General features: G+C 40.5%; 19 protein-coding genes. 8 read left to right on the top strand and 11 right to left on the bottom strand.

Annotated elements, in window-relative coordinates; translation table 11 throughout:
* The first annotated feature begins 135 nt into the window (after positions 1–135).
* Positions 136–567: a tellurite resistance TerB family protein gene (locus ACVBDY_RS16205; RefSeq protein ID WP_447176503.1), complete on the top strand. Its 432-nt coding sequence runs from the start codon at positions 136–138 to the stop codon at positions 565–567.
* A 342-nt stretch (positions 568–909) separates the two neighbouring features.
* Here the strand turns inward: ACVBDY_RS16205 and ACVBDY_RS16210 are convergent, their stop codons facing one another.
* The 5 genes from ACVBDY_RS16210 to fbp all read right to left on the bottom strand — a co-directional run bounded on the left by ACVBDY_RS16210 (position 910) and on the right by fbp (position 5,436).
* Entirely contained in the window at positions 910–2,418 is a 1,509-nt protein-coding gene (locus tag ACVBDY_RS16210) for an ATP-binding protein (protein ID WP_447176504.1), read from the bottom strand.
* A 1-nt stretch (position 2,419) separates the two neighbouring features.
* Positions 2,420–2,905 (bottom strand): Rab family GTPase, encoded by a 486-nt coding sequence (locus ACVBDY_RS16215; protein ID WP_447176505.1) that lies wholly within the window; start codon positions 2,903–2,905, stop codon positions 2,420–2,422.
* Positions 2,892–3,722 carry a cell envelope biogenesis protein OmpA gene (locus ACVBDY_RS16220; RefSeq protein ID WP_447176506.1) on the bottom strand — a complete coding sequence of 277 codons (831 nt, stop codon included), beginning with the start codon at positions 3,720–3,722 and terminating at the stop codon, positions 2,892–2,894. The genes ACVBDY_RS16215 and ACVBDY_RS16220 overlap by 14 nt, the downstream gene beginning before the upstream one ends.
* 286 nt (positions 3,723–4,008) lie before the next feature.
* A complete protein-coding gene (locus ACVBDY_RS16225) occupies positions 4,009–4,365 on the bottom strand; it encodes a fructose 1,6-bisphosphatase (protein WP_447176507.1) in 357 nt (118 codons plus the stop codon).
* A 63-nt stretch (positions 4,366–4,428) separates the two neighbouring features.
* The gene (gene fbp / locus ACVBDY_RS16230) at positions 4,429–5,436 is read right to left on the bottom strand and encodes a class 1 fructose-bisphosphatase (RefSeq protein ID WP_447176508.1); all 1,008 of its coding nucleotides are present in this window, start codon (positions 5,434–5,436) and stop codon (positions 4,429–4,431) included.
* Between the two features lie 355 nt (positions 5,437–5,791).
* Between fbp and ACVBDY_RS16235 the strand changes: the two genes are divergently transcribed.
* The 3 genes from ACVBDY_RS16235 to nagA all read left to right on the top strand — a co-directional run bounded on the left by ACVBDY_RS16235 (position 5,792) and on the right by nagA (position 8,821).
* Entirely contained in the window at positions 5,792–6,274 is a 483-nt protein-coding gene (locus tag ACVBDY_RS16235) for a GNAT family N-acetyltransferase (protein WP_447176509.1), read from the top strand.
* 106 nt (positions 6,275–6,380) lie between these two features.
* Positions 6,381–7,631, top strand: a complete 1,251-nt coding sequence (locus ACVBDY_RS16240; protein ID WP_447176510.1) for an aspartate kinase — start codon at positions 6,381–6,383, stop codon at positions 7,629–7,631.
* Positions 7,632–7,714: 83 nt separating this feature from the next.
* Positions 7,715–8,821: an N-acetylglucosamine-6-phosphate deacetylase gene (gene nagA, locus ACVBDY_RS16245; protein WP_447176511.1), complete on the top strand. Its 1,107-nt coding sequence runs from the start codon at positions 7,715–7,717 to the stop codon at positions 8,819–8,821.
* On the opposite strand, the gene ACVBDY_RS16250 is transcribed toward nagA, so the two are convergent.
* From ACVBDY_RS16250 to ACVBDY_RS16260, 3 genes are read right to left on the bottom strand one after another with little or no spacing between them, the layout of a single operon-like run.
* The gene (locus ACVBDY_RS16250; RefSeq protein WP_447176512.1) at positions 8,818–9,861 is read right to left on the bottom strand and encodes an ABC transporter permease; all 1,044 of its coding nucleotides are present in this window, start codon (positions 9,859–9,861) and stop codon (positions 8,818–8,820) included. The two genes, nagA and ACVBDY_RS16250, sit on opposite strands and share 4 nt — an antisense overlap.
* Complete coding sequence (locus tag ACVBDY_RS16255; protein WP_447176513.1) at positions 9,836–10,813, bottom strand: ABC transporter ATP-binding protein; 978 nt, start codon at positions 10,811–10,813, stop codon at positions 9,836–9,838. Before ACVBDY_RS16255 ends, ACVBDY_RS16250 begins: the two co-directional genes overlap by 26 nt.
* Positions 10,814–10,815: 2 nt before the next feature.
* Complete coding sequence (locus ACVBDY_RS16260) at positions 10,816–11,964, bottom strand: COG1470 family protein (RefSeq protein ID WP_447176514.1); 1,149 nt, start codon at positions 11,962–11,964, stop codon at positions 10,816–10,818.
* A gap of 816 nt (positions 11,965–12,780) precedes the next feature.
* Between ACVBDY_RS16260 and ACVBDY_RS16265 the strand changes: the two genes are divergently transcribed.
* Positions 12,781–13,161 (top strand): YegP family protein, encoded by a 381-nt coding sequence (locus tag ACVBDY_RS16265; RefSeq protein ID WP_447176515.1) that lies wholly within the window; start codon positions 12,781–12,783, stop codon positions 13,159–13,161.
* Between the two features lie 549 nt (positions 13,162–13,710).
* On the opposite strand, the gene ACVBDY_RS16270 is transcribed toward ACVBDY_RS16265, so the two are convergent.
* From ACVBDY_RS16270 to ACVBDY_RS16280, 3 genes are all read right to left on the bottom strand, one after another.
* Positions 13,711–14,850 (bottom strand): DUF4934 domain-containing protein, encoded by a 1,140-nt coding sequence (locus ACVBDY_RS16270; protein WP_447176516.1) that lies wholly within the window; start codon positions 14,848–14,850, stop codon positions 13,711–13,713.
* A gap of 23 nt (positions 14,851–14,873) precedes the next feature.
* Complete coding sequence (locus ACVBDY_RS16275; protein ID WP_447176517.1) at positions 14,874–15,269, bottom strand: hypothetical protein; 396 nt, start codon at positions 15,267–15,269, stop codon at positions 14,874–14,876.
* A 162-nt stretch (positions 15,270–15,431) separates the two neighbouring features.
* Positions 15,432–16,709, bottom strand: a complete 1,278-nt coding sequence (locus ACVBDY_RS16280; RefSeq protein WP_447176518.1) for a hypothetical protein — start codon at positions 16,707–16,709, stop codon at positions 15,432–15,434.
* Between the two features lie 703 nt (positions 16,710–17,412).
* On the opposite strand from ACVBDY_RS16280, the gene ACVBDY_RS16285 reads away from it, so the two are divergent.
* The 3 genes from ACVBDY_RS16285 to ACVBDY_RS16295 all read left to right on the top strand — a co-directional run bounded on the left by ACVBDY_RS16285 (position 17,413) and on the right by ACVBDY_RS16295 (position 19,880).
* Positions 17,413–18,402, top strand: coding sequence for a hypothetical protein (locus ACVBDY_RS16285; RefSeq protein WP_447176519.1), 990 nt, complete (start codon positions 17,413–17,415; stop codon positions 18,400–18,402).
* Between the two features lie 151 nt (positions 18,403–18,553).
* Entirely contained in the window at positions 18,554–18,937 is a 384-nt protein-coding gene (locus ACVBDY_RS16290; RefSeq protein WP_447176522.1) for a S26 family signal peptidase, read from the top strand.
* Between the two features lie 64 nt (positions 18,938–19,001).
* Positions 19,002–19,880 (top strand): IS982 family transposase, encoded by an 879-nt coding sequence (locus ACVBDY_RS16295; RefSeq protein WP_447174384.1) that lies wholly within the window; start codon positions 19,002–19,004, stop codon positions 19,878–19,880.
* The last annotated feature ends 14 nt before the right edge of the window (positions 19,881–19,894 follow it).

Below are 19,894 nucleotides of genomic sequence, written 5' to 3' on the forward strand. Positions count from 1 at the left end.
CGTCCCAACATATAAAGTTGACATCCCCGTGTATAAAATAGGTTTTCCTGAGGCTTGTTTGGACAAATATGTTGTCCGGGTTTTGTATAAAGATGTATATTTGCGCAAAATTTGGAGAGTTAATAACAAAAAGATATGTCGATCTTAGATTTATATTCCAGTGCATTCCTGGAGCGCAATAGGGATCATTTTGCAGCCATAGTACGTGTGGCTTTGTCCGATGGTGATATCAATACGGAAGAAAAAGCTTTTCTGGACCGTCTTGCAAACAACCTCAACATTTCCGAAGAGGATTATGCGGACATATTAAAGGATCCGGCCAAATATCCCATAAACCCTCCTTTCTTTTACGATTCCCGATTGGAAAGGCTGTATGATCTGACACGTATGATCTATGCGGATCACATAGCGGATGAGGAAGAAACTCAAATGCTTTATAAGCTTGCAGTTGGTCTCGGATTTACCCCGGGCAACGTAAAATATATCGTAAGTAAGGCTTATGATCTGGTATCTCATGGTGTGGATCTGGATGCTTTCAAGGAAGAAATGAAGCATATGAACAGGTAATTCCGGTCTTAGTGCATTCCGGTAGGGTGTCTGGCTACTTCTTTTATTATGAAGTTGAAGGTTAAAACCCTGCTCCCGATCCCGATCCCGATCCCGATAATTATCGGGATTATCGGGATTATCGGGACTATTGCAGCTACTTTGGTTTCTATAAACTTTTACTTTGTTCAGTTATTAAGTTATTGGGTAATTGCGTGTTGCCTAAATAACCGAGTAACCTAATAACTATGGCAATTTCCCCGCCCGGACGGGCAGGATTGCCTCTTTTTAACTTCTGGACTTGCAATCCGGAGAGGTTTAGTTTTTACCGCCCGGAGCTGTTTTTTTCTTGTTGGTCAGGAATTATTTCAGGAATTTATGCAGCTTTTGTAATAATTGCTGTTCCTGAAACGGTTTTTGCAAAGCGTCATTAATTCCGGCCTTTTTATATTTTTTCTTGCTGTCCCCGAGCATGCTTCCGGAAAGAGCTATAATAGGTACCTTCGCATATTTTTTCTCCGGCAGGCTTCGTATAACCGGAGCGAGTTCGTACCCGGTAACGTCCGGTAAGCGAATGTCAAGAAGTATGAGGTCGTATTGGGTTTCATCCACTCTTTCCATAGCCTGTTCCCCGTTTTCGGCTATATCCAGGAAGAAAGTTCCCTGGGAAGCGAGTATTTTAAGGACAATGATCTGGCTTATCTTGTTGTCTTCAACCAAAAGTATGTTGAATTTCTTTTTTGGATTGAAGAGGATTTTTCCGTTGTCTTTGTCTTTTTTGTTCGGTTCCTTGTAGTTTATGGGGAATCTTAACTTCAGGTTGAATTTTATTGTTGTGCCTTTGCCGGGCTCACTTTCAGCCGTGATATCTCCCTGCATCAGGGCAATGAGGTTTTTAACAATGGTAAGGCCCAGGCCCGTTCCCGGATACTTACTGTCTCCGTGTACCTGGGTGAAGCTGGTAAATATGTCTTTGATATGTTCTTTTGAGATCCCTATTCCCGTATCAGTAATTTCAAATTGTATATTAACCTTGTTCGCCCTCTTGTGGTTTAGTCTTACATGAAGGTCTATATATCCTTCTTCGGTAAACTTGATGGCATTTTCTATAATGTTGGTGAGTATTTGTTTTATCCGCGTTTTGTCTCCTTCGATATACCTGGGGAGCTTGTCGTCCACATACATACGGAACTGGAGTTTTTTCTGCCTCGCTTTGGTCGCATAAATGAAACCGATGGAATGAAGCAGCTCGGAAAAATCAAATATTTCGTCATTCACCATAAACTTACCTACTTCTATTTTCGAAAGGTCCAGAATATCGTTTATCATAATATTGAGGTCCTGACAAAGCGATTTGATCACTTCTACCAGGTCAAACTGCTCGTCTGACATATTGGTTTTCTCCAGCATCTCGGTAAATGAGAATACTCCGGTAAGCGGATTTCGGATCTCGTGGCTGAAATTGGCAATAAAGGTGCGCTTAAAAGCTTCTTTTTCCTGTAAATAAGTGTTTTGCAATGTGAGTATTTCCGATTCTATGACCGTTTCATTGCGTTTTTGTGCGACAACCTGGAGGGACTGGTAGTGCTCGGACAGGTCGTGCATAATAATCAACGGGTCTTTATCGGGGAAAGTCCTGCAATTGATATCGCATACCTTTCCGTTGATATGGACACAAGAGAAGGAGATGGTATTGTCCTTATGGTTGAGCAGGGGGAGCACACTTTCGAAAAACGGGTGACAGCGGATGATGTTCTTTTCCTTTTTAAATGGAAAAAGAGTGTCGTCCGATTCCAGGATATCCCCTTTTTCGGATATGGCGATAAATTGTACTTTGGGGTATAGGAACTGCTCTTTATAGGATTCAAGCATGCTATTTGATTAATTTTTTTGTAAGATCTTCGAAAAAGGTTTCCACATTTTCCCCGGTTTTGGCACTTGAAAAATAATGTGCCAGGTTAAAGTACTGTTTGTTTTCTTTTAAGTGGGTCTTGGTAACCAGGTCACTTTTGTTTCCTACAACGATTACGGGAACATCGTTATAACCGGATTTAATATAATCCAGGTCTTCGTGCAGGTTTTCGTAGGTAGATTTCCGGGTAGTATCAAAAACATAAATAAAACCGTGAGATCCCAGCAAGTAGGAGGAACGGGTTTTGGATATATCTTCATTACCTTCGATATCCCAGATAATCAGGTTTACCTGGTTTTCTGGTAATACCATTTCTTTTTTGAGTATATGTACACCAATAGTAACTTTGTAATTGTCCGAAAAGGTATCTTCGACAAAACGTCTTACCAAAGAGGTTTTGCCAACACCAAAATGCCCCAAAAGAACAATTTTTTTAGATATGATCATTATTAAAATAAAAATTTAGTTCGTTTACGATATCATCTTGTGTAATATCCGGATCATAGACCATCAGGTTGAGGAAATTTTCCGAAAACTTAAAAATGGTGTCCTGTAATTTGTTTTTGAGTGGGGTACTGTACTGCCCGGAGACCACTACGGCAATGTAATACGAAACAAAACTTTGTATATGAATATGATATAACTCGTATTCTATAAGTTCCAGGTTCTGGCCTTTTTGCTGGAATGCGTCTTCCACGAAAGATTTGATGGCCGTAAGCATCCCGGAAAACATCTCTTTGTCGATGGTTTCTTTCTTGGCGTAATTTCCCAGCAGTATACCCGAATTCTTTTCAATGACAAAGACCTGCTCTATGGAGGCATCTCCCAGTTCTGATAAGATCAGATCGTGTTCCTTGACCCCGGTGACCCAGGCTTTGAACCTTCGTTTCCACGCGCGGAAGGAAAAACTGTTTTCTACCTGAGTGCTCACTCTCTCGGATAGCAATTTTATTTCCTGCCACACATATTTCTTGATCATCCTCCCCATTATGGGGTAAAGAGCTTCCACAACCTGTTCTTTGGAGTTCTTTATTTCTTCTTTAAGTGTTTTCGTAATGGTCGGACCGAGGGTTTTGGGGATCTCCTCAATAAACTCATCCAGTTTGCTGTCTATGATCGGATCTACCTTTCCCGCCAGTTCCGAACGGGTATGAAGGACCTTTTCCAGTGCGCTGATTTTTTGGGCAATGGTTTCCGCATACTCCCTGTCATCTGTAAGGAGAATATCTTTCAGGATGTTCAATTTATCGTTCTCATTCATCATCAAGATAATTGCAGGTAAGGCGTGTTCCCGAATATTTGTTTTTCAAAAACAGGCAATAGGCTCACCTTAACGGGGCGGCCTCATAAAATTTTATATGATAAATACGCAGGTACTTATCCTATCTAAAGAGACTGTCTAAGTTTTATCCTTCGGTTCTTTTATGCGTCTTTTTCCGCCATACTTCAGCTATTTTTCGCCACGTAGCTATGGCTATGTGCCTCAAAATACCTTCGTCTGCCAAAAAAATACACTATAAAATATTCCAAAAACAAAATTTAGACAGTCTCTAATTGTCCTTTATCTTTTCTCCGATCTGAATGAGGAGTTTCCCGAGAGTGGACTTGTCTACTTTGTTCTGATCCAGTGTATCCGCTTTTTCCTGGAGGGAATTTTCGAGCTCCGTGATCCTAATATTGACATCTGTTCCCAGATTATCAATGGTTTGCATGAGTTCTGTACGGGTATCTTCGATCAGGTTCTGTAGTTCCTTTCTTTTTTGAAGGATATCTTTTTTCAGAGACTCGAATTCGGAATTGTATTCCTGTATGTTCTCACCGAATATAAGATTCCTGATCGCCTCTATCTTAGACGTAGGATCCACTGAAGCTCCACTTGCTTCGGGGTGATTTTTTTCCTTAGACATGGTTGTACGGTATGAATTTGCGACAAAGGTAACAAAAATCATGTAAAAACGATTCAATTACCTTTAACTCGGGGACTTAAGCATAAATTCTTCTAATTTTTCAACCATATTGATACTGCCGCAAAAGAAAGGAGTACGCTCGTGAAGTTCTACAGGCTGTATATCGAGTATGCGGCGGAACCCGTCACTGGCTTTTCCGTTGGCCTGTTCGGCGATCAATGCCATGGGGTTGCATTCGTATAATAGTCGTAATTTACCATTGTGTGTTTTACTGCTTTTCGGATAGAGGTATATACCGCCTTTTATCATGTTCCGGTGAAAATCGGAAACGAGGGAGCCGATGTACCGGGAGGTGTACGGACGGTCGTCCTCTTCTTTCTGGCAGTATTTGATATAATCTTTTACGCCCTGGGGGAAGTGTATATAGTTTCCTTCATTGACGGAATATATGCTACCGGTCTCCGGGTACTGCATGTTGGGGTGTGAAAGATAAAAGGTGCCTATGGCAGGGTTGAGTGTAAACCCGTTTACACCATGCCCGGTGGTGTATACCAGCATGGTAGAAGTGCCGTAAATGACGTAGCCTGCGGCTACCTGGTTTTTTCCCGGTTGTAAAAAATCTTCGAGAGTTACCGGGGTGCCTATTGGGGTAATTCTTCGGTAAATGGAAAAAACGGTACCCACGGAGACATTGACATCAATGTTGCTCGACCCGTCAAGGGGGTCTATAAGAACGACATACTTGTTCTGGTGTTTTTCGTCCTTGCTGTTTATAGAGATAAAATCATCCTCTTCTTCGGAAGCTATGCCGCAAACGATCTCCCGGTTGGTAAGGGTCTGAATAAATTTTTCATTGGCTAAAATGTCCAGTTTCTGTTGATCTTCGCCCTGTATGTTCGTATCGCCCGAAGCGCCTATAATGTCCACAAGTCCGGCTTTGTTAACTTCGTGATTCACCACTTTGGCGGCCAGTCTTATGGCATTGATGAGTTTGGAAAGTTCGCCGGATGAGTATCGGAACTCTGCTTGTTTTTCAATAATGAATTCTCCTAGGGTCTTGTTCTTTCTCATAGGTATGCGCTTCAAAAAGATGATAGATTATGTGATAATGGGTGTTTTGACGTATAGGAGGGGTAGATATAACAGTTGCTGCGGGTAATAAATAAAAAGCCCGGAAAGTTACTGCGCTTACCGCAGTGTTTTTGCCGGGATATGTGTGTGTTTTCACGCTCCATGCTTCCGTTTTGGGCACTTGTTTCTTCGGAGTTTGGTATATGTATAGGATACAAACGTTGTTGCGGTCACAAATATCGATAAAATTGTGAAACTAAAACGATTTCGGTACAAATTTATTCCTGGTTAAAAAATACTTATATAACTTTGTGTTACATTTAGAACACTTACAAAAACTAACACAATACATAGAATGGTACCATATGTCATCAGAGATGCGACTATAGGAGATATGCCAGGTGTTTTAGGCCTTATCAGGGAGCTGGCTCTTTTTGAAAAGGAGCCGGATGCAGTGGAGATCTCTGTCGAAGACCTGGAAAGGGATGGTTTCGGGGAACGGCCTTCCTTTCATTGCTTTGTTGCGGAGATCGAAGGGGAAATCGGGGGAATAGCCCTGGTGTATCCGCGATATTCCACATGGAAAGGTATAGCGCTTCACCTGGAAGATCTTGTAGTTTCCCGTAAATACCGGGGAAAGGGGCTGGGAAAAGCCCTGCTTTCCGAAGTGATCCGGTATGGTCATGAACTGGGGGTCAAAAGGATCAACTGGGAAGTGCTGGACTGGAACGAGCCCGCCATAAAGTTTTATGAGTACAATGGCGCCAGGGTGCTGAGAGAATGGAACGTAGTTCAGCTTGACGAAAAGGGAATAAAAAATTATGTTTCCGGTTTGTAAAAAACGCATTTCCGGAATACCTGAGCAAATACGAATGGGCAAATAACCGGTGACACAGCAGCTGTTTTGCTACGGAATTTTGCGTTTTATAAGAGAAAGTAAATCTATGAAAATATTTAAATTCGGAGGAGCATCGGTTAAGGATGCCAAAGGGGTGAAAAATGTAGTTAAGGTATTGGAAACGGTTGGTTATGATAACACCTTGCTGGTAGTTTCCGCAATGGGAAAAACCACCAATGCCCTGGAAGAAGTCATAAAAAACTACTTCCAGAACAAAGAGGAATTGCAAAGTTCGCTACAGGAGGTCAAGAAATACCACAATGAGATTTTACTGGAGCTTTTTGAGAAGGAAAGCCACCCTGTTTTCTGGAAGGTAGACGGGTTGTTTGCCGAACTGAGTTCTTTTCTGGGACGGAATAAATCCCCTAATTATAACTTTGTTTATGACCAGGTGATCGGTTTCGGGGAACTGATCTCTACGACTATTATAAGTCAGTATATGCAGGAAACGGGCATAAAGAATACCTGGCTGGATGTGCGGAATTTTATAAAAACCGATGCAACCTACCGGGATGCCAATGTGGATTGGGAGAACACGCAACAAAACATAAGCGAAGGGGTTAATAAAGGCCTGCTCAATATTACCCAGGGATTTTTGGGAAGTGACCCCAATAATTTTACAACCACCCTGGGCCGGGAAGGATCGGATTATACCGCGGCCATTTTTGCCTATTGTCTCAATGCGGAGAGTGTGACCATATGGAAAGACGTTCCCGGAGTTTTGAACGCGGACCCGAGATATTTTGAAAACGCGAGCCTGCTGAACCAGATATCCTATACCGAAGCTATAGAGCTCGCTTTTTACGGTGCATCCGTTATACACCCGAAAACACTGCAACCCTTGCAACGTAAGGAGATACCCTTATATGTAAAGTCTTTTATCAATCCTACCGGCCACGGAACCAGTGTTAGTAAAGGGCAGGACCTGGAACCACATGTGCCTTGTTTTATAGTGAAGAAAGACCAGGTGCTGATCTCTCTTTCATCTCTGGATTTCTCTTTTATTGTTGAAGAGAATATCAGTGAAATATTCAAATTGCTGCACGATCATCGTATGAAAGTTGACGTCATCCAGAACTCCGCGATCAGTTTTTCGGTATGTGCGGATAATAAGTTCAACAATCTGAAAGGTCTGATCAATATCCTCAAAGCCAAGTTTAAGGTGGAATGTGAAGAAGGAGTATCGCTTTATACCGTAAGGCATGCTACACAGGAATCCCTGGAAGAACTGGAACAAGGAAAGGATATACTGCTGAAACAGCGTTTGCAGAATACCGTACAACTGGTAACCAGGTAAGCACGGGAATTTTCCCCGGTAATGGGCACGGCACGGCGCAGGTACTTTTTGTATATTTATGCATCAATACAAATAAGAGACCTGTGCCGATAGCCTATATAAATGCGAAAGTCTTTACCGGAACTACCGTAGAAACGGAGAAAGCCGTTCTGGTAAAGGACAATATCATAGAAGCCGTTATTCCCTTTAGGGAGATTCCCCCGGAATATTCGAGAGAAGACCTTGGAGGGATGTACCTTGCCCCGGCATTTGTGGACCTTCAGATATACGGAGGGGACGGTAAATTATTTTCCGATGCCTTAAGCGTGGCCTCCCTTCGGGCTACATATGACTATTGTCTTCGCGGAGGGTGCCCGCATTTTATGATCACCCTTGCTACGAACACCAGGGAAAAGTTTGTCAAAGGTCTTGAAGTTGCCGGGGAATATGTGCGTGGAGGAGGTAAAGGACTTCTTGGGGTACATCTTGAAGGTCCTTATATAAACCCGGATAAAAGAGGAGCGCATCTAAGGGAGTGTGTCCGGTTTCCGGATGCCGGGGAAATTGAACTTTTTGCAGAAAGGGGACAGGGGCTCTTTAAAATGATGACTCTCGCCCCGGAACAATGTGATGAAAAAACGCTAAGACTTTTACAGGAACACGGTGTTCTTCTTGCCGCCGGGCACAGTAATGCCACCTATGCCGAAGCCATGCGGGGCTTTGATATGGGAATTTCTGCCGCTACGCACCTGTTTAATGCCATGTCTCCTTTTCATCATAGGGAGCCGGGTTTGCCGGGGGCTGTAATGGACCATCCGTCAGTCATGGCCAGTATTGTGTGTGATGGGGTCCATGTAGATTATGCTGCCGTACGTACTGCAAAAAAAGTTATGGGTAACCGTTTGTTCTTTATTACCGATGCCGTAACAGAGACTTCCGAAGGGGAATATCAACATCTTTTCCGCAAAGACCGGTATGTTTTGCCGAATGGTACTTTATCCGGTTCATCACTGAATATGATAGCATGTATACGCAATGCCGTAAAGCATGTGGGAATTCCGCTGGACGAAGCATTACGGATGGCTTCGGCTTATCCTGCCAAACTTCTTGGTGAAGATACGCTGGGACGCATTGCCAAAGGATGCCGGGCGGATATGGTGGTTTTGGATAAAGACCTGGAAATACGCCGGATGATAACTTCCTTTTCCTAAGACCGTATTTCTTTCCGCATAAACAGATAATATGAAAGTGCAAAACATGCGACAGTTGCTGCGATAAGTCCGGTTAATTGTGGCCATACAACCATAAGACTGTCGCCCAGGGAAAGGGTAGACGGAATGGCTCCCTGCATCTGTTGTATTGACAGGGGCCCCAGGCTTCTTACGGAGGGGACAAGGATAGTGGTTGTGGCATCAGTAAAAAGCCTGCTTGGAGCAATATCCAGCAGAGTAACCAATAGCTTTTGCACCCTGTAACCTGTTCGTGAAAGCCCCGGCGATGCAAGGGCTTTAGCGGCTATGCCCACTAAAATCTGATAGAAAATGGTGAAGAATAGCCACACTGCTATTGAAGCTAGTGCAGAAGTAGCTGCGCGTTTGAACTTTACAGAAAATAATATGGATAAGTTGAGCCAGAAGGCAACATATATAATACAGAGAATTGTAAATCCTATAATGCGCAGAAACTCTTCCGGCATAGGCATTTGCCCGGTGACCAGGATTCCCAGGCCGGTTACGAGAAAGCTTAAAGCCATAAACAGGGTGCCGATAACCATTAATGCCCCGGTGAATTTGGCGTTGATGAAATAATCCCGGTGTATTGGTTGCGCCATGAGGCGCACCAGTGTGCCGCCGTTTTGTTCCGAATTTACCGCGTCAAATCCCATACCTATCCCCAAAAGAGGCCCGAGAAAGCCCAGTAAGATATGAAAGGGAGGAAGTGTTCCGTCCGATGCGGACAACAATTTCAGGAACACGAAGTTACGGTTGGGGTCTTTGGCATTGGCCAGGGCTTCGGGAAGGTTATTCACGGCTATATAAAGAGACCCGAAACAAGTGAGTGTTATCATGGCCAGTAGAATAATAAAACGCCAGCTCCTGATGTGGTCCGAGACTTCCTTTTGTACAATGGCCCAAAAGGGGTGGAGTGATTGTTTTTGCTTGGTCCTCTTCTTTCCGGTACGCTTTTGTAATAATGGAATACGTTTTACATACGTCAGGTAATGGCTAGGCAATGTGGTATTGATTTTCATGGCTTTTTTCAAAATAACGTTGGTAAATCTCGTCTAACCCGTATTCTTTTTTACACAGGTAAAGGATATCCAGTCCTGCATCTACGAAAGTTTTCGCGATGACCGGAGTGATATCTTCGGTACATGCGATATGAATTTTTCGGTTTACCTCTTTTATACCGCTTACTTCCTCCATATTTAACAAAACATCTTCCAGTGGGTGCCCGGTTATGGAAAAAGGGTGTTTTACTTCTACTTCTATCATAAAAGGTTCGCTCTCAAAAAGTGTTTTGGAAAGTGTGGGGATTTCTCCTTTGGCAATAAGAGAGCCATTCACAAAAATGCCTACACGATCGCAGACCTGTTGTATTTGATGGAGATGATGCGAGGAAAGCAGAACAGTGAGTTGTTGTTCTTTGCTGAGTTGCCGGATAAGTTGCAGGAAATCGCGGACACCTGAGGGGTCTATCCCAAGTGTAGGCTCATCCAGGATGATGACTTCCGGATTTTTAACGAGCACGTCCGCTAACCCGAGACGCTGTTTCATCCCCCTCGAATATGCCCCCACTTTTTTTCCGGCTGCATTTTCCAGCCCTACCTTATGAAGCAGGTGGGATACCCGGTCTCTTGCTTCACTTTCCGGAATGTTGTTGAGACGGGCCATATACATAAGGTTTTCCGGCCCGGTAAGGGTTTCGTAAAAACCGATGTTGTCCGGCAGGTATCCTACGCGTTTTTTAACTTCAATGGGAGAAGAAGTGGCATTGTATCCGCATACTCCGGCATAGCCCGAGGTGGGTTCCGTGAGGCCCAGCATCATGAGTATGGTAGTGGATTTACCTGCCCCGTTGGGTCCGAGAAGGCCGAAGACCTCACCCTTTTCTATATTCAGGCTTAATTTGTTCACCGCCGTGAGCGTTCCGTACTGTTTGGTAAGCTCCTTCAGTTCTATAACAGGCGCTTTATTATTCATGGCTACCTCCTTCCGTATTTCCGTATTAAAGCATATACGCTGCCCAGGGCGGCTAGTATGACAAAGATGCCTGCCCAGCCGGCCAGAACTGAATTTTTTACAGAAATCCGGAAAGCCGCTTCAGAACGTGCTTCGGTGGAAGTGGCCTGTAATTCGGTTACATAATCGCCCGCCAGAGCTTTATCATCGACTGAGATGGTGGCGTAAATTTCTTCGGTTTTTCCGGGCGCAAGGTTATTTACTTTCGCAGGTTCAAAACTCACGTCCCAGTTTGCAGGTTTTTTGGATTTCAGTTCCAGGTTATTGATTGCTGCCGACCCCGTGTTTTTTAACAACAGTTTTATTTTCTTTTGATCCCCTGCGGTTATTTGCGTGCTTAATAACCCGGTGGGAGTGGTAAGCGCCAGGTCGTAGGTCCCGGTAATGACGGATTCCAGTTCCAGCCGGGCGGAAATAGTTCCGGAACTGGCGGTTACCGGTATTTTGTATGTACCTGCCTTTACTTCCGCCGGGGGGTGTACTTCTATGGTCACACGTTGTGTCTGATTGGGCTCGACATTTACGGAAGATACCTGTTTGCCATTGACTTTGTATATGACATTCCATCCGCGCTGTGCCATGGCACGTAGGGCATATGCCTCGCTTTCCCCGCTGCCGTTCCGCAGTTCGGCATTGTATGTAAATGTAGAGTTGGCAGCTCCCTCGATATTGGTTTGTTTGGAGCTGAACCGGGCCTGGGATGTCCCCTGTCTTGAAATCGTGACTGCCAGAGGCAATGAAGTATAACCGGGAGCAGTCAGGTGAAAGTTATAAGTCCCTTTGTCTATTTTAAAGGGTACGTGTAACGTAAATGACAAGGTTTTCTTTTGCCCGGGCAGTACGGCAATCTCTTCTATACTGTAACCGCCGGATTTGAGCTCGTAATCCCATTCTTCGGGCAGCCCCGAGATTTTTATGGACGAAGTTCTTACAGATCCCGTATTGTTAATAATATCTACGGAGTAGTCTATCGTTTCTCCGGGCGGCACCGAGATCCTGGTATATGGCGTGTAGAGGGATAATCCCTGTGCCGAAATAGTTTGTGGTAATAAACAGGTGAAAATAAAAGTGCTGCATAATAAGTAGAACCAGCGTTTTGTACAGACAAACATAGCTTAATTATATTTAATTATACTAAATTCAGAGCGTACTTTAAAATATATGATTACGGCAATAAACAGGACTTCATTGCCAAATTCTTTAATTATGTCATATTGTTTATCAAAAAAACAGTGCTAATCTATAAAATATGCGGATAATCAAATGTTAAAATTATATTAAAATGATCTAGAAGTGTTTGTGGATTTTTTGTTCTCCGGAAAAGAAAATATGTCGTGCAGTGTGGGTGAATTTTTTTGAATTTACTCACTAAGTGAGATTTAAATGCTCCGACGCTTGCGTCGAAAAGTAATCTATAGTTTCCGCCTCATGCCTCGCGTCCCGATAATATCGGGATTGCCCCGAGGTAGTTGACTTCAAATAGTATTTTTTCCGGTGCGTTCCCGGACTTTCTAGGTAATTATTTAAGTTGTATGTAGTTCTCCGTCATTCATTTCTCGGTTTTAAGTAGCGATATGTAGTCTCAACATATTTCAATTGCTATAAGGGCATACGGAGTGATGCCTGTCAGAAATTCGTGATTACACTGGGATATGTAAAACAACGGTACACCGGACAGAAAAATAACTGGATGGAAAGCAGGGATGGCTTCTTCCGGAATATAGGATTTTAGTGTGATAAATAACAGTCCCGTATTCACCTTATTTTGTTTTAGATTTGCGACCCCGAAAAAATGGGAAAGAATTTCAGAAATCAACTACCTCGGGACAAGCCCACGCGGTAATCAAACGAGCAAACCTTAGCTTATTTCGATGCAGGGCATCGGGAAATCAAACCCATTTAATGGGATTAAAATTTGAAGATGAATTATGGGAATGTTTGTAATCAGTAAACAGCATAACGGAGACTATAAATTTGTTTTTACATCCAGAAAAGGAAAACCTGTTTTTACCAGTATCGCCTGTAAACAAAAATCGGATTGCGAAATGATAATACATGCAATAAGGGATCATATTGAAGTATTTACCATTACGCGAAAATGTACGGTTTCCGGTAAATTTTTTTTCCGGTTGTCCAAAGGCGGACTGGTTTTAGCCACCAGCCGGAAATTTTCTACGGAATTACGACTCGCCAAAGGGATCGATGAAACAATGAGGAATGTTCCGGAAGCAGAAATACTGGATTTTTCCGTAAACGAGTTTGTTTTCCCGGATGTCGATACTTCTGCTGGGGAGACCGACCAGGCATGATCTGCTTTTTTGTTGTACCAGGCAGAAATTAAAAAAGCCCCAGGACTCTCGGAGGTCTCGTGTTTACTGTTGTGGGCCCTACTGGGTTCGAACCAGTGACCCCCGCTCTGCGAGTTTGCAACTTCGCGGCCCAAACCTTTAATGAGAAGAAAAAACGAAAAACACACACTCTTAGGTGTATCCCAATCTCTCATAAGTCTTACTTTATGTATTGCTGTAAAGACCTGGTCAATGAAGAAGGCTTTAAACAAGTTACGAAAATGTGATTCAACGTTATGAAACACCATTTTGGAAACTCCTCAGAGACCTGTGCTGAGCACTTGCCGAAGTAGGAGCGTAACATATTGGTTTGTCATTGATGTGCTGTGGGCTGCGAAGTCAGAGACATGCAGAGCATATGACACTTCGGAGAGCGGGATTGGTCTTAATATAATACTTCTTTACAAACCCTTTTATGAGATGCTACCACTTTAAGTGAAAATCCAACCCTAAGTATTTTTAGTTTACACACTTTATGGGATAGTGTCTAAAGTTAAAATAACTCGGGTCTCAATTCAGATCATAAATGAATAGTATGGGATTATCATCAAATTTCACCTTCGAAGCAAAGTCCAGAAATTTTCTATTTACCTTTCCTGAATCTTTTATACTGGATTGCTTTTCTTTAAATGCTTTTTCAACGGTCTTTAATAATGAAGGAGAATAGATAAATGCTACTTTATTAATGGTATTCCCAACAGGTAAATATTCACTCAGGCCGGCATTTAAATCAGCCGTGTTTAATATACCATACTTATATCCTTTTAATTTTTTTGCTTTTTTATCATATAAAAACATCCCTTCTCCGGTTTTAAATATCAAAAAGCTATCCGATTCCACCATGTTTACAATTTGACCATTCGTGGAAGAAAGACGGTTCATGTCATATTTTTTCTCCAAAACATCATCTTGGCTCTTAAATTCATTAATGAAATTATTATCAAGTGTCGATACTAAAATGGAAGATGACTTGGTAATCATACTTCCGGGAATTTTTGGCTTATTGAGCCTCTTTGTATTGGACTCAATAGGTAACAAGCTTTTAATAATGTCTCCGGTTTGTACATCCACGACATCCACATAAAACTTATTTGGGATATTGTTTTCTAACTCTGCCCTGCGACATATAAAATAATTTCCTTGTTGAATAAATTCCAAGTATAAATCATCAATTTTAATTTCATTTATGTAATGCATATCATAGTCATAGGTCATAATTTTAAACGGATGATCACATAGTAAATGAATCTGTTTGGTTGAATCATTAACAAATATATCAATTAACCCTGTGTATTCTCTCGGGCCATTGCCTATGGCCTCCAAATGATTCAAGTATTTTCCGGATATATCGTAAACCACCACTTTAGACAGGGCTTTGTCTAAGACGAAAAGTTTATTGTCATCCATAAAAATCTTGTTGACTTCATTGAGAACTGATGACGGATTGTTTTCCAGAAATATAACCTTTGAATTCTGAAGAAAAAGAGTGTCTGCAACCGTATTTTGAATTTCCTGCAATTCAATTCCTTCAGATAGATCAAAATGCGTTCTTTGCTGCTGTCCGGTGCTACCTTTTTCCTTGCACCCTACAAACAACAGGATAAAAAATACCGAAGATAGCCCTGCAAAAAGTAATGTTCTATATCTCATTAGATCCTGAATTTTTCTTAAGGTTAACCGGAGGTGCTACTAGTACCTGGGCATGCACCAAAGGTAGTTCCCACGATTTTAAAACTTTTTATGGCCGGACAACAAGCTACCGTACCGTTTCCCATACATAGGATTTCTACTTTTTCGTAGGTCACAATCAGGCATAACTCCCCATTATAGGGAACAAATTCGTTATAAGTTGATTTGTTTTCTGATTTATAACTTACTTTAGGACAACTGCCGTCGTCACTGGTGCCGCCGGGTCCGCTATCTCCGGAACTGCTGGTAGCTTGGGCAATAGCATCGTTACTGAGCAAACTAAAGGGATTGTCCAATGATATTTTAATATTGGTTATTAGTGCGAATAAAAATATGACACTCAATGAATAACTAATGATTCTTTTTATCTTTCTTTTCATAATTTAAATGTTTAAAAGTTAGTTATGTCTTATCAAAACAATTCCCAAGTAGTGACAAGAATTTAAGATACTGTTTTAATAGTAGTACTTCTCCATGTATTCCATGTTTTTATTATTAACCTCCTTTCTTTAGTTTAAGTTTAAATGTTATTTATTCTGTTCTTATTTAAATTCCAAGGTATATATATCATTGGCTTCCATCTTGGACCTCTCCCGAATTAGCTGTTCTACTTCTTGTTTTAAGCTGTCACTATCCTTCCATTTTTGAGTTTGATAAAATGCTTTAGTCCCCAAACAAATAAGATATATTGCCGTAAACGCCAGAAAAATATTTTTGAAGTTTTGAAATTTTAACATCAAATAATCTATAAACCAAGCTCCAATAATGGAAGGGCCTATTATACTCAAATACATGTATCTATCTGCAGTGATAAATTTTCTGGGTAATGGAAGGATGTGCAGGACTAAGGCTATATTAATTAAAAAGAATAAAATTCCGAAAATTATCAGTTTGTTATTTTTTTTATAATTGATATAAACAAAATAACACAATAACAAAACCAATCCTGCATATACCCAATAGTAATCAGATAATTGCTCCCCTATGCCAATGGGGAAAAAATAAAAGAATTGCAATTTTACCGGTGCGATAACACGGAATATATAATCCACAATACTCTGACACGTCATTAATAACCTCTGGTCTAACGGATAGGTGTTTTCCAATGTCAAACTGCCTACGTTGAAACTAGCCGAAAAATACCAGAAAACAAAGGCCAAAACAAAAAATGTTAGTTTCTCCAGAATTACTTTTTGTTTGAAGAACGAAACACCAATTCTTATTTGACTGAAACGGCCATATATGTAATCTATAGCCAATAAGGAAACAGGGAGTATAATGGCCTGTTCTTTAGTACCGATAGCCAGAATATAAAGTACTCCAATTAGCCACAACCATTTGGCTCTACCATCTTCCAGATAATAAATGTATAGTCGGATCGCACTCAAATAAAAAAGGGAATACAAAACAACTTTTGTGGCACTGGCCCAAGCTACGGATTCTACTTGTAACGGATGGATGGCAAATACAAGTGCTGTGAAGAAAGCATAACCTACAGTCCTTCTAGTGGAATAACCAGGTTTGATCTGAGTGATGAATTTTGATATAATTTTATACAGGATAATAGCATTCAGGATATGAATGATTAGACTAGCGGCATGAAAAATCATCGGGTTAAAACCAGAGGCTTCATAGAGAAGCCAGTAAAAAATCACATTGATAGGAGCATACTGCCCATAGTAAAAAGTGGTAAAGAGTATTTTTAAATTTTCAGATGTAGGAGAAAGTACAAAGGGGTTTCCTATAATGGCCCATTGATCATCCCATTCTGTTTGGAAACTGTTGGAAAACGTGGGGATGAATACCAGGATTGTTACCATAACCAATGGTATCATTATAAAAAATGATAGAGATATACCATTAAAGTAGAAACGTTCGGTAACTTTCAATTTTAAATAAGATCTGGTTGGTTAAGCATTATTTCTATTAAATCGTTTTAGCTTTATAACAACAAGCACAACGATGTCTAATTTAGTTTTTTTTTACTATTTTCACAAAAAAAATATCACTAATTCTGTGTTTGTGATTAAAAAATATTTATTCGGTATTATGAAGTAGATTCCGATACTATCCTTGTTCCAGAAGTATTTAATAGTTATATAAATGAAGTACCTGCTTTTCTTGGCTATAATGCTCTTTATACTATCTAGGATAATAATCCTGAAATCTGAGATATTTTTCACGGACTTGGACTATTATGCAGAAATAGGAAAGCAAATATCCCTTACAAATGAAAAAGAATTATCCATTTACCAGGTAAGAGATATGGAGTACCCCCCTTTTGCAGCATTTCTAATAAACTTCCCTAATAATTTTATGAATCCCACAGGGGATGTTAATACATACAATGTAAGTTACAAAAAAATATACCGCCTTTCTTTGTTTTTCTGCGATTGTTTGATATTCTTACTCCTGATATTATTAAACCTCAAAATGTATAAGTATAAGTTCAAGAAATTAATTTATTCATGCATTGTATATGTCATAAGCGGACACCTCATGTTTAATCTTATTTACGATCGATTGGATTTAGTATTAGCTTGTTTGATTTTTTTATGTTATTTCTTCCAGGTTAAGGGATATATGATAATTTCAGCTTTATTTCTTTCTATGGGTATTTTTTTTAAGTTGATTCCTATTGTCCTATTGCCTATTTGGCTATTAGGTTGGTTGCCCGGTATGATAAGAAAAGATCTAAAAGGGAATCTTAAACTTTTATCTTACCTAGCCCGCCCAATGGCTTCCCTGTTCATTTTTTGTTTTTTGTTTTTTGCCCTTTCCTTATTCAATTTTGGTACGAAGGCATTTTCCTTCTTGAATTATCACGATAGTCGCGGTATTCAAATTGAATCAACTTATAGCACTATTATCCAATTATTCCACTGGTTCGGAATGGACTACAGGTTGGAAACTTCCTTTGGAAGTCAAAATATCATTTCTTCAGTAAGCCCTTTTTTTTCTCTTATCTCCCCCATACTAATCCTATTTGGAACTTTATATGCCATATATAAAATTACCTATATTAAAAATTTTGATGTTTCAATAAAAGAAAAGATACTGAGGGAAACCGCCCCCTATTGGTTGGGGGGTGGTTATTTGCTTAGCCTGATGGCTATGCTGATTTTTAGTAAAGTGCTTTCAACGCAATTCCTACTCTTAGTAATGCCCTTTTTCTCACTTTTATTACCTGGGAAAAAATGGGGTCTGACTTTGATTTGGGGATTTGCCCTGGTTTTAACAGTATTGATTTTTCCCTATTTGTATGTTTCCGATATCATTAACATAAGCAATCATACCCTTGGAAAAACAACAGTTTTTGGAACGGCACTCTTATTCTTTAGAAATGCCAGCCTGGTTTTTTTGTTTATTTATTGGTGTAACAGATTTAGACCACTTTCTACAGAATCAGATTATTTTACGTGGAAAATCTGGGATGATCCATTCAATTATTTTTCTGGAATTTCCGTAATATTGATATCAACAGTGCTACTTTTTCTAAATCTTTTGGACTAAGATCAAAAATATTGGCTTTTATAAATAACCTGAAATTGCTAAATTGAAAAATAAAGGGCATAGAAGATTGTATCAATGGATGGGCCTTATATTTTTGGTCATATTTACTTCCTTTTTAAGATTGTATTGGATGGCTCCCGGTATTTTGTTCATGGGATCCTTTTATCTGTTATTTATATCAAATAATTCAGTTTTCTACCATATTCGAAATAATATCTGGCTATATACCTTTTCTAGTATTATTTTCGTCTTTATGCTGGTAATAGCAATAAAGGTCTTTGTTATTGACATCTATAATATCTCAAGTTCCTCCATGGAAAAGGGAGTGTGGGTCGGAGATAAAATTGTGATGAGTAAATTACATTATGGTCCGAGAATGCCCGAAACTCCATTGGAAATACCATGGCTAAACCTTTTGATCTACCTAAACAAAAAGGGGATCAAATCAGATTCCGCGTGGTGGGATTACAAACGACTCGATGGATTTTCTCAAACCAAGAGAAATGATATTAACCCGTTGTGCATTATGATTTAAAAAGAAAAAAGTTGTTCAATTTGACTGATAGTCAGTAAATTGTTTTTACCACAAAACATTTACGATGAACAACTTAAATGCAAATTACGAAAGAATATTGGAAGTACTAAGAAAAATATCGGAAGAACAACTGCTTCCTTACCAAAGGCGAAGCCCTCGGATGAGTGATTTGGAAGTAGTTGGCTTATGTTTAACCGCTGAATATATGGCAATTGACAGCGAAAACCATCTTTTCCGGATGCTCCCCAACCATCTTACCAGTAAGATTGAACGCAGCGTGTACAACCGTCGCCGTAGACGTTTAATGCCCTATTTGGATAAGATACGGGGATCATTGGCCAAGCATTTCAATGAGTTTGAAGATTACTTTGTAGTGGACAGTATGCCTTTGGAAGTATGCAAGCTTTCCCGCTCCTCCCGCAGCAAGGTATGCAGGGAAGAGGATTATGCTTTCCCCGACAAAGGGTACTGCGCCTCTCAAAACCTTTATTTTTATGGGTATAAGTTACATGCGGTGTGCTCTATAGGTGGGGTCTTTCAAAGTTTTGACCTGAGCCCGGCCTCTGTACATGATATTAATTACCTCGATGATATCAAGATGCAGTTGTCTGATTGTGTCCTGCTCGGGGACAAGGGGTATCTTTCGGCAGAAGTCCAGTTGAACCTCTTTGAGAACCACCAAATTGAATTGAGTACCCCGATGCGCAAGAACCAAGGTGATTACAGAGAGCAGCCCTTTGTATTTAAAAAATCCAGAAAACGCATAGAAACTTTATTTTCACAGCTATGTGACCAGTTTATGATCCGCAGGAACTATGCTAAATCCTTCGAAGGGCTCAAAACAAGGGTGTTGTCAAAAATAACGGCACTTACTGTGATTCAGTACATCAATAAATTCATTTTCAACAGAAATATCAATAATATTAAGATCAGCATTGTTTAAAATGCACAACGGGT

Source organism: Sinomicrobium halophytocola, assembly GCF_052983395.1.

What these genes read in the sequence shown, in the direction of transcription:
- ACVBDY_RS16205 (WP_447176503.1), top strand. Translation starts at nt 136, where the DNA reads ATGTCGATCTTAGATTTATATTCCAGTGCATTCCTGGAGCGCAATAGG.
- ACVBDY_RS16210 (WP_447176504.1), bottom strand. Translation starts at nt 2,418, where the DNA reads ATGCTTGAATCCTATAAAGAGCAGTTCCTATACCCCAAAGTACAATTT.
- ACVBDY_RS16215 (WP_447176505.1), bottom strand. Translation starts at nt 2,905, where the DNA reads ATGATCATATCTAAAAAAATTGTTCTTTTGGGGCATTTTGGTGTTGGC.
- ACVBDY_RS16220 (WP_447176506.1), bottom strand. Translation starts at nt 3,722, where the DNA reads ATGATGAATGAGAACGATAAATTGAACATCCTGAAAGATATTCTCCTT.
- ACVBDY_RS16225 (WP_447176507.1), bottom strand. Translation starts at nt 4,365, where the DNA reads ATGTCTAAGGAAAAAAATCACCCCGAAGCAAGTGGAGCTTCAGTGGAT.
- fbp (WP_447176508.1), bottom strand. Translation starts at nt 5,436, where the DNA reads ATGAGAAAGAACAAGACCCTAGGAGAATTCATTATTGAAAAACAAGCA.
- ACVBDY_RS16235 (WP_447176509.1), top strand. Translation starts at nt 5,792, where the DNA reads ATGGTACCATATGTCATCAGAGATGCGACTATAGGAGATATGCCAGGT.
- ACVBDY_RS16240 (WP_447176510.1), top strand. Translation starts at nt 6,381, where the DNA reads ATGAAAATATTTAAATTCGGAGGAGCATCGGTTAAGGATGCCAAAGGG.
- ACVBDY_RS16250 (WP_447176512.1), bottom strand. Translation starts at nt 9,861, where the DNA reads ATGAAAATCAATACCACATTGCCTAGCCATTACCTGACGTATGTAAAA.
- ACVBDY_RS16255 (WP_447176513.1), bottom strand. Translation starts at nt 10,813, where the DNA reads ATGAATAATAAAGCGCCTGTTATAGAACTGAAGGAGCTTACCAAACAG.
- ACVBDY_RS16260 (WP_447176514.1), bottom strand. Translation starts at nt 11,964, where the DNA reads ATGTTTGTCTGTACAAAACGCTGGTTCTACTTATTATGCAGCACTTTT.
- ACVBDY_RS16265 (WP_447176515.1), top strand. Translation starts at nt 12,781, where the DNA reads ATGGGAATGTTTGTAATCAGTAAACAGCATAACGGAGACTATAAATTT.
- ACVBDY_RS16270 (WP_447176516.1), bottom strand. Translation starts at nt 14,850, where the DNA reads ATGAGATATAGAACATTACTTTTTGCAGGGCTATCTTCGGTATTTTTT.
- ACVBDY_RS16275 (WP_447176517.1), bottom strand. Translation starts at nt 15,269, where the DNA reads ATGAAAAGAAAGATAAAAAGAATCATTAGTTATTCATTGAGTGTCATA.
- ACVBDY_RS16280 (WP_447176518.1), bottom strand. Translation starts at nt 16,709, where the DNA reads ATGGTAACAATCCTGGTATTCATCCCCACGTTTTCCAACAGTTTCCAA.
- ACVBDY_RS16290 (WP_447176522.1), top strand. Translation starts at nt 18,554, where the DNA reads ATGGGATCCTTTTATCTGTTATTTATATCAAATAATTCAGTTTTCTAC.
- ACVBDY_RS16295 (WP_447174384.1), top strand. Translation starts at nt 19,002, where the DNA reads ATGAACAACTTAAATGCAAATTACGAAAGAATATTGGAAGTACTAAGA.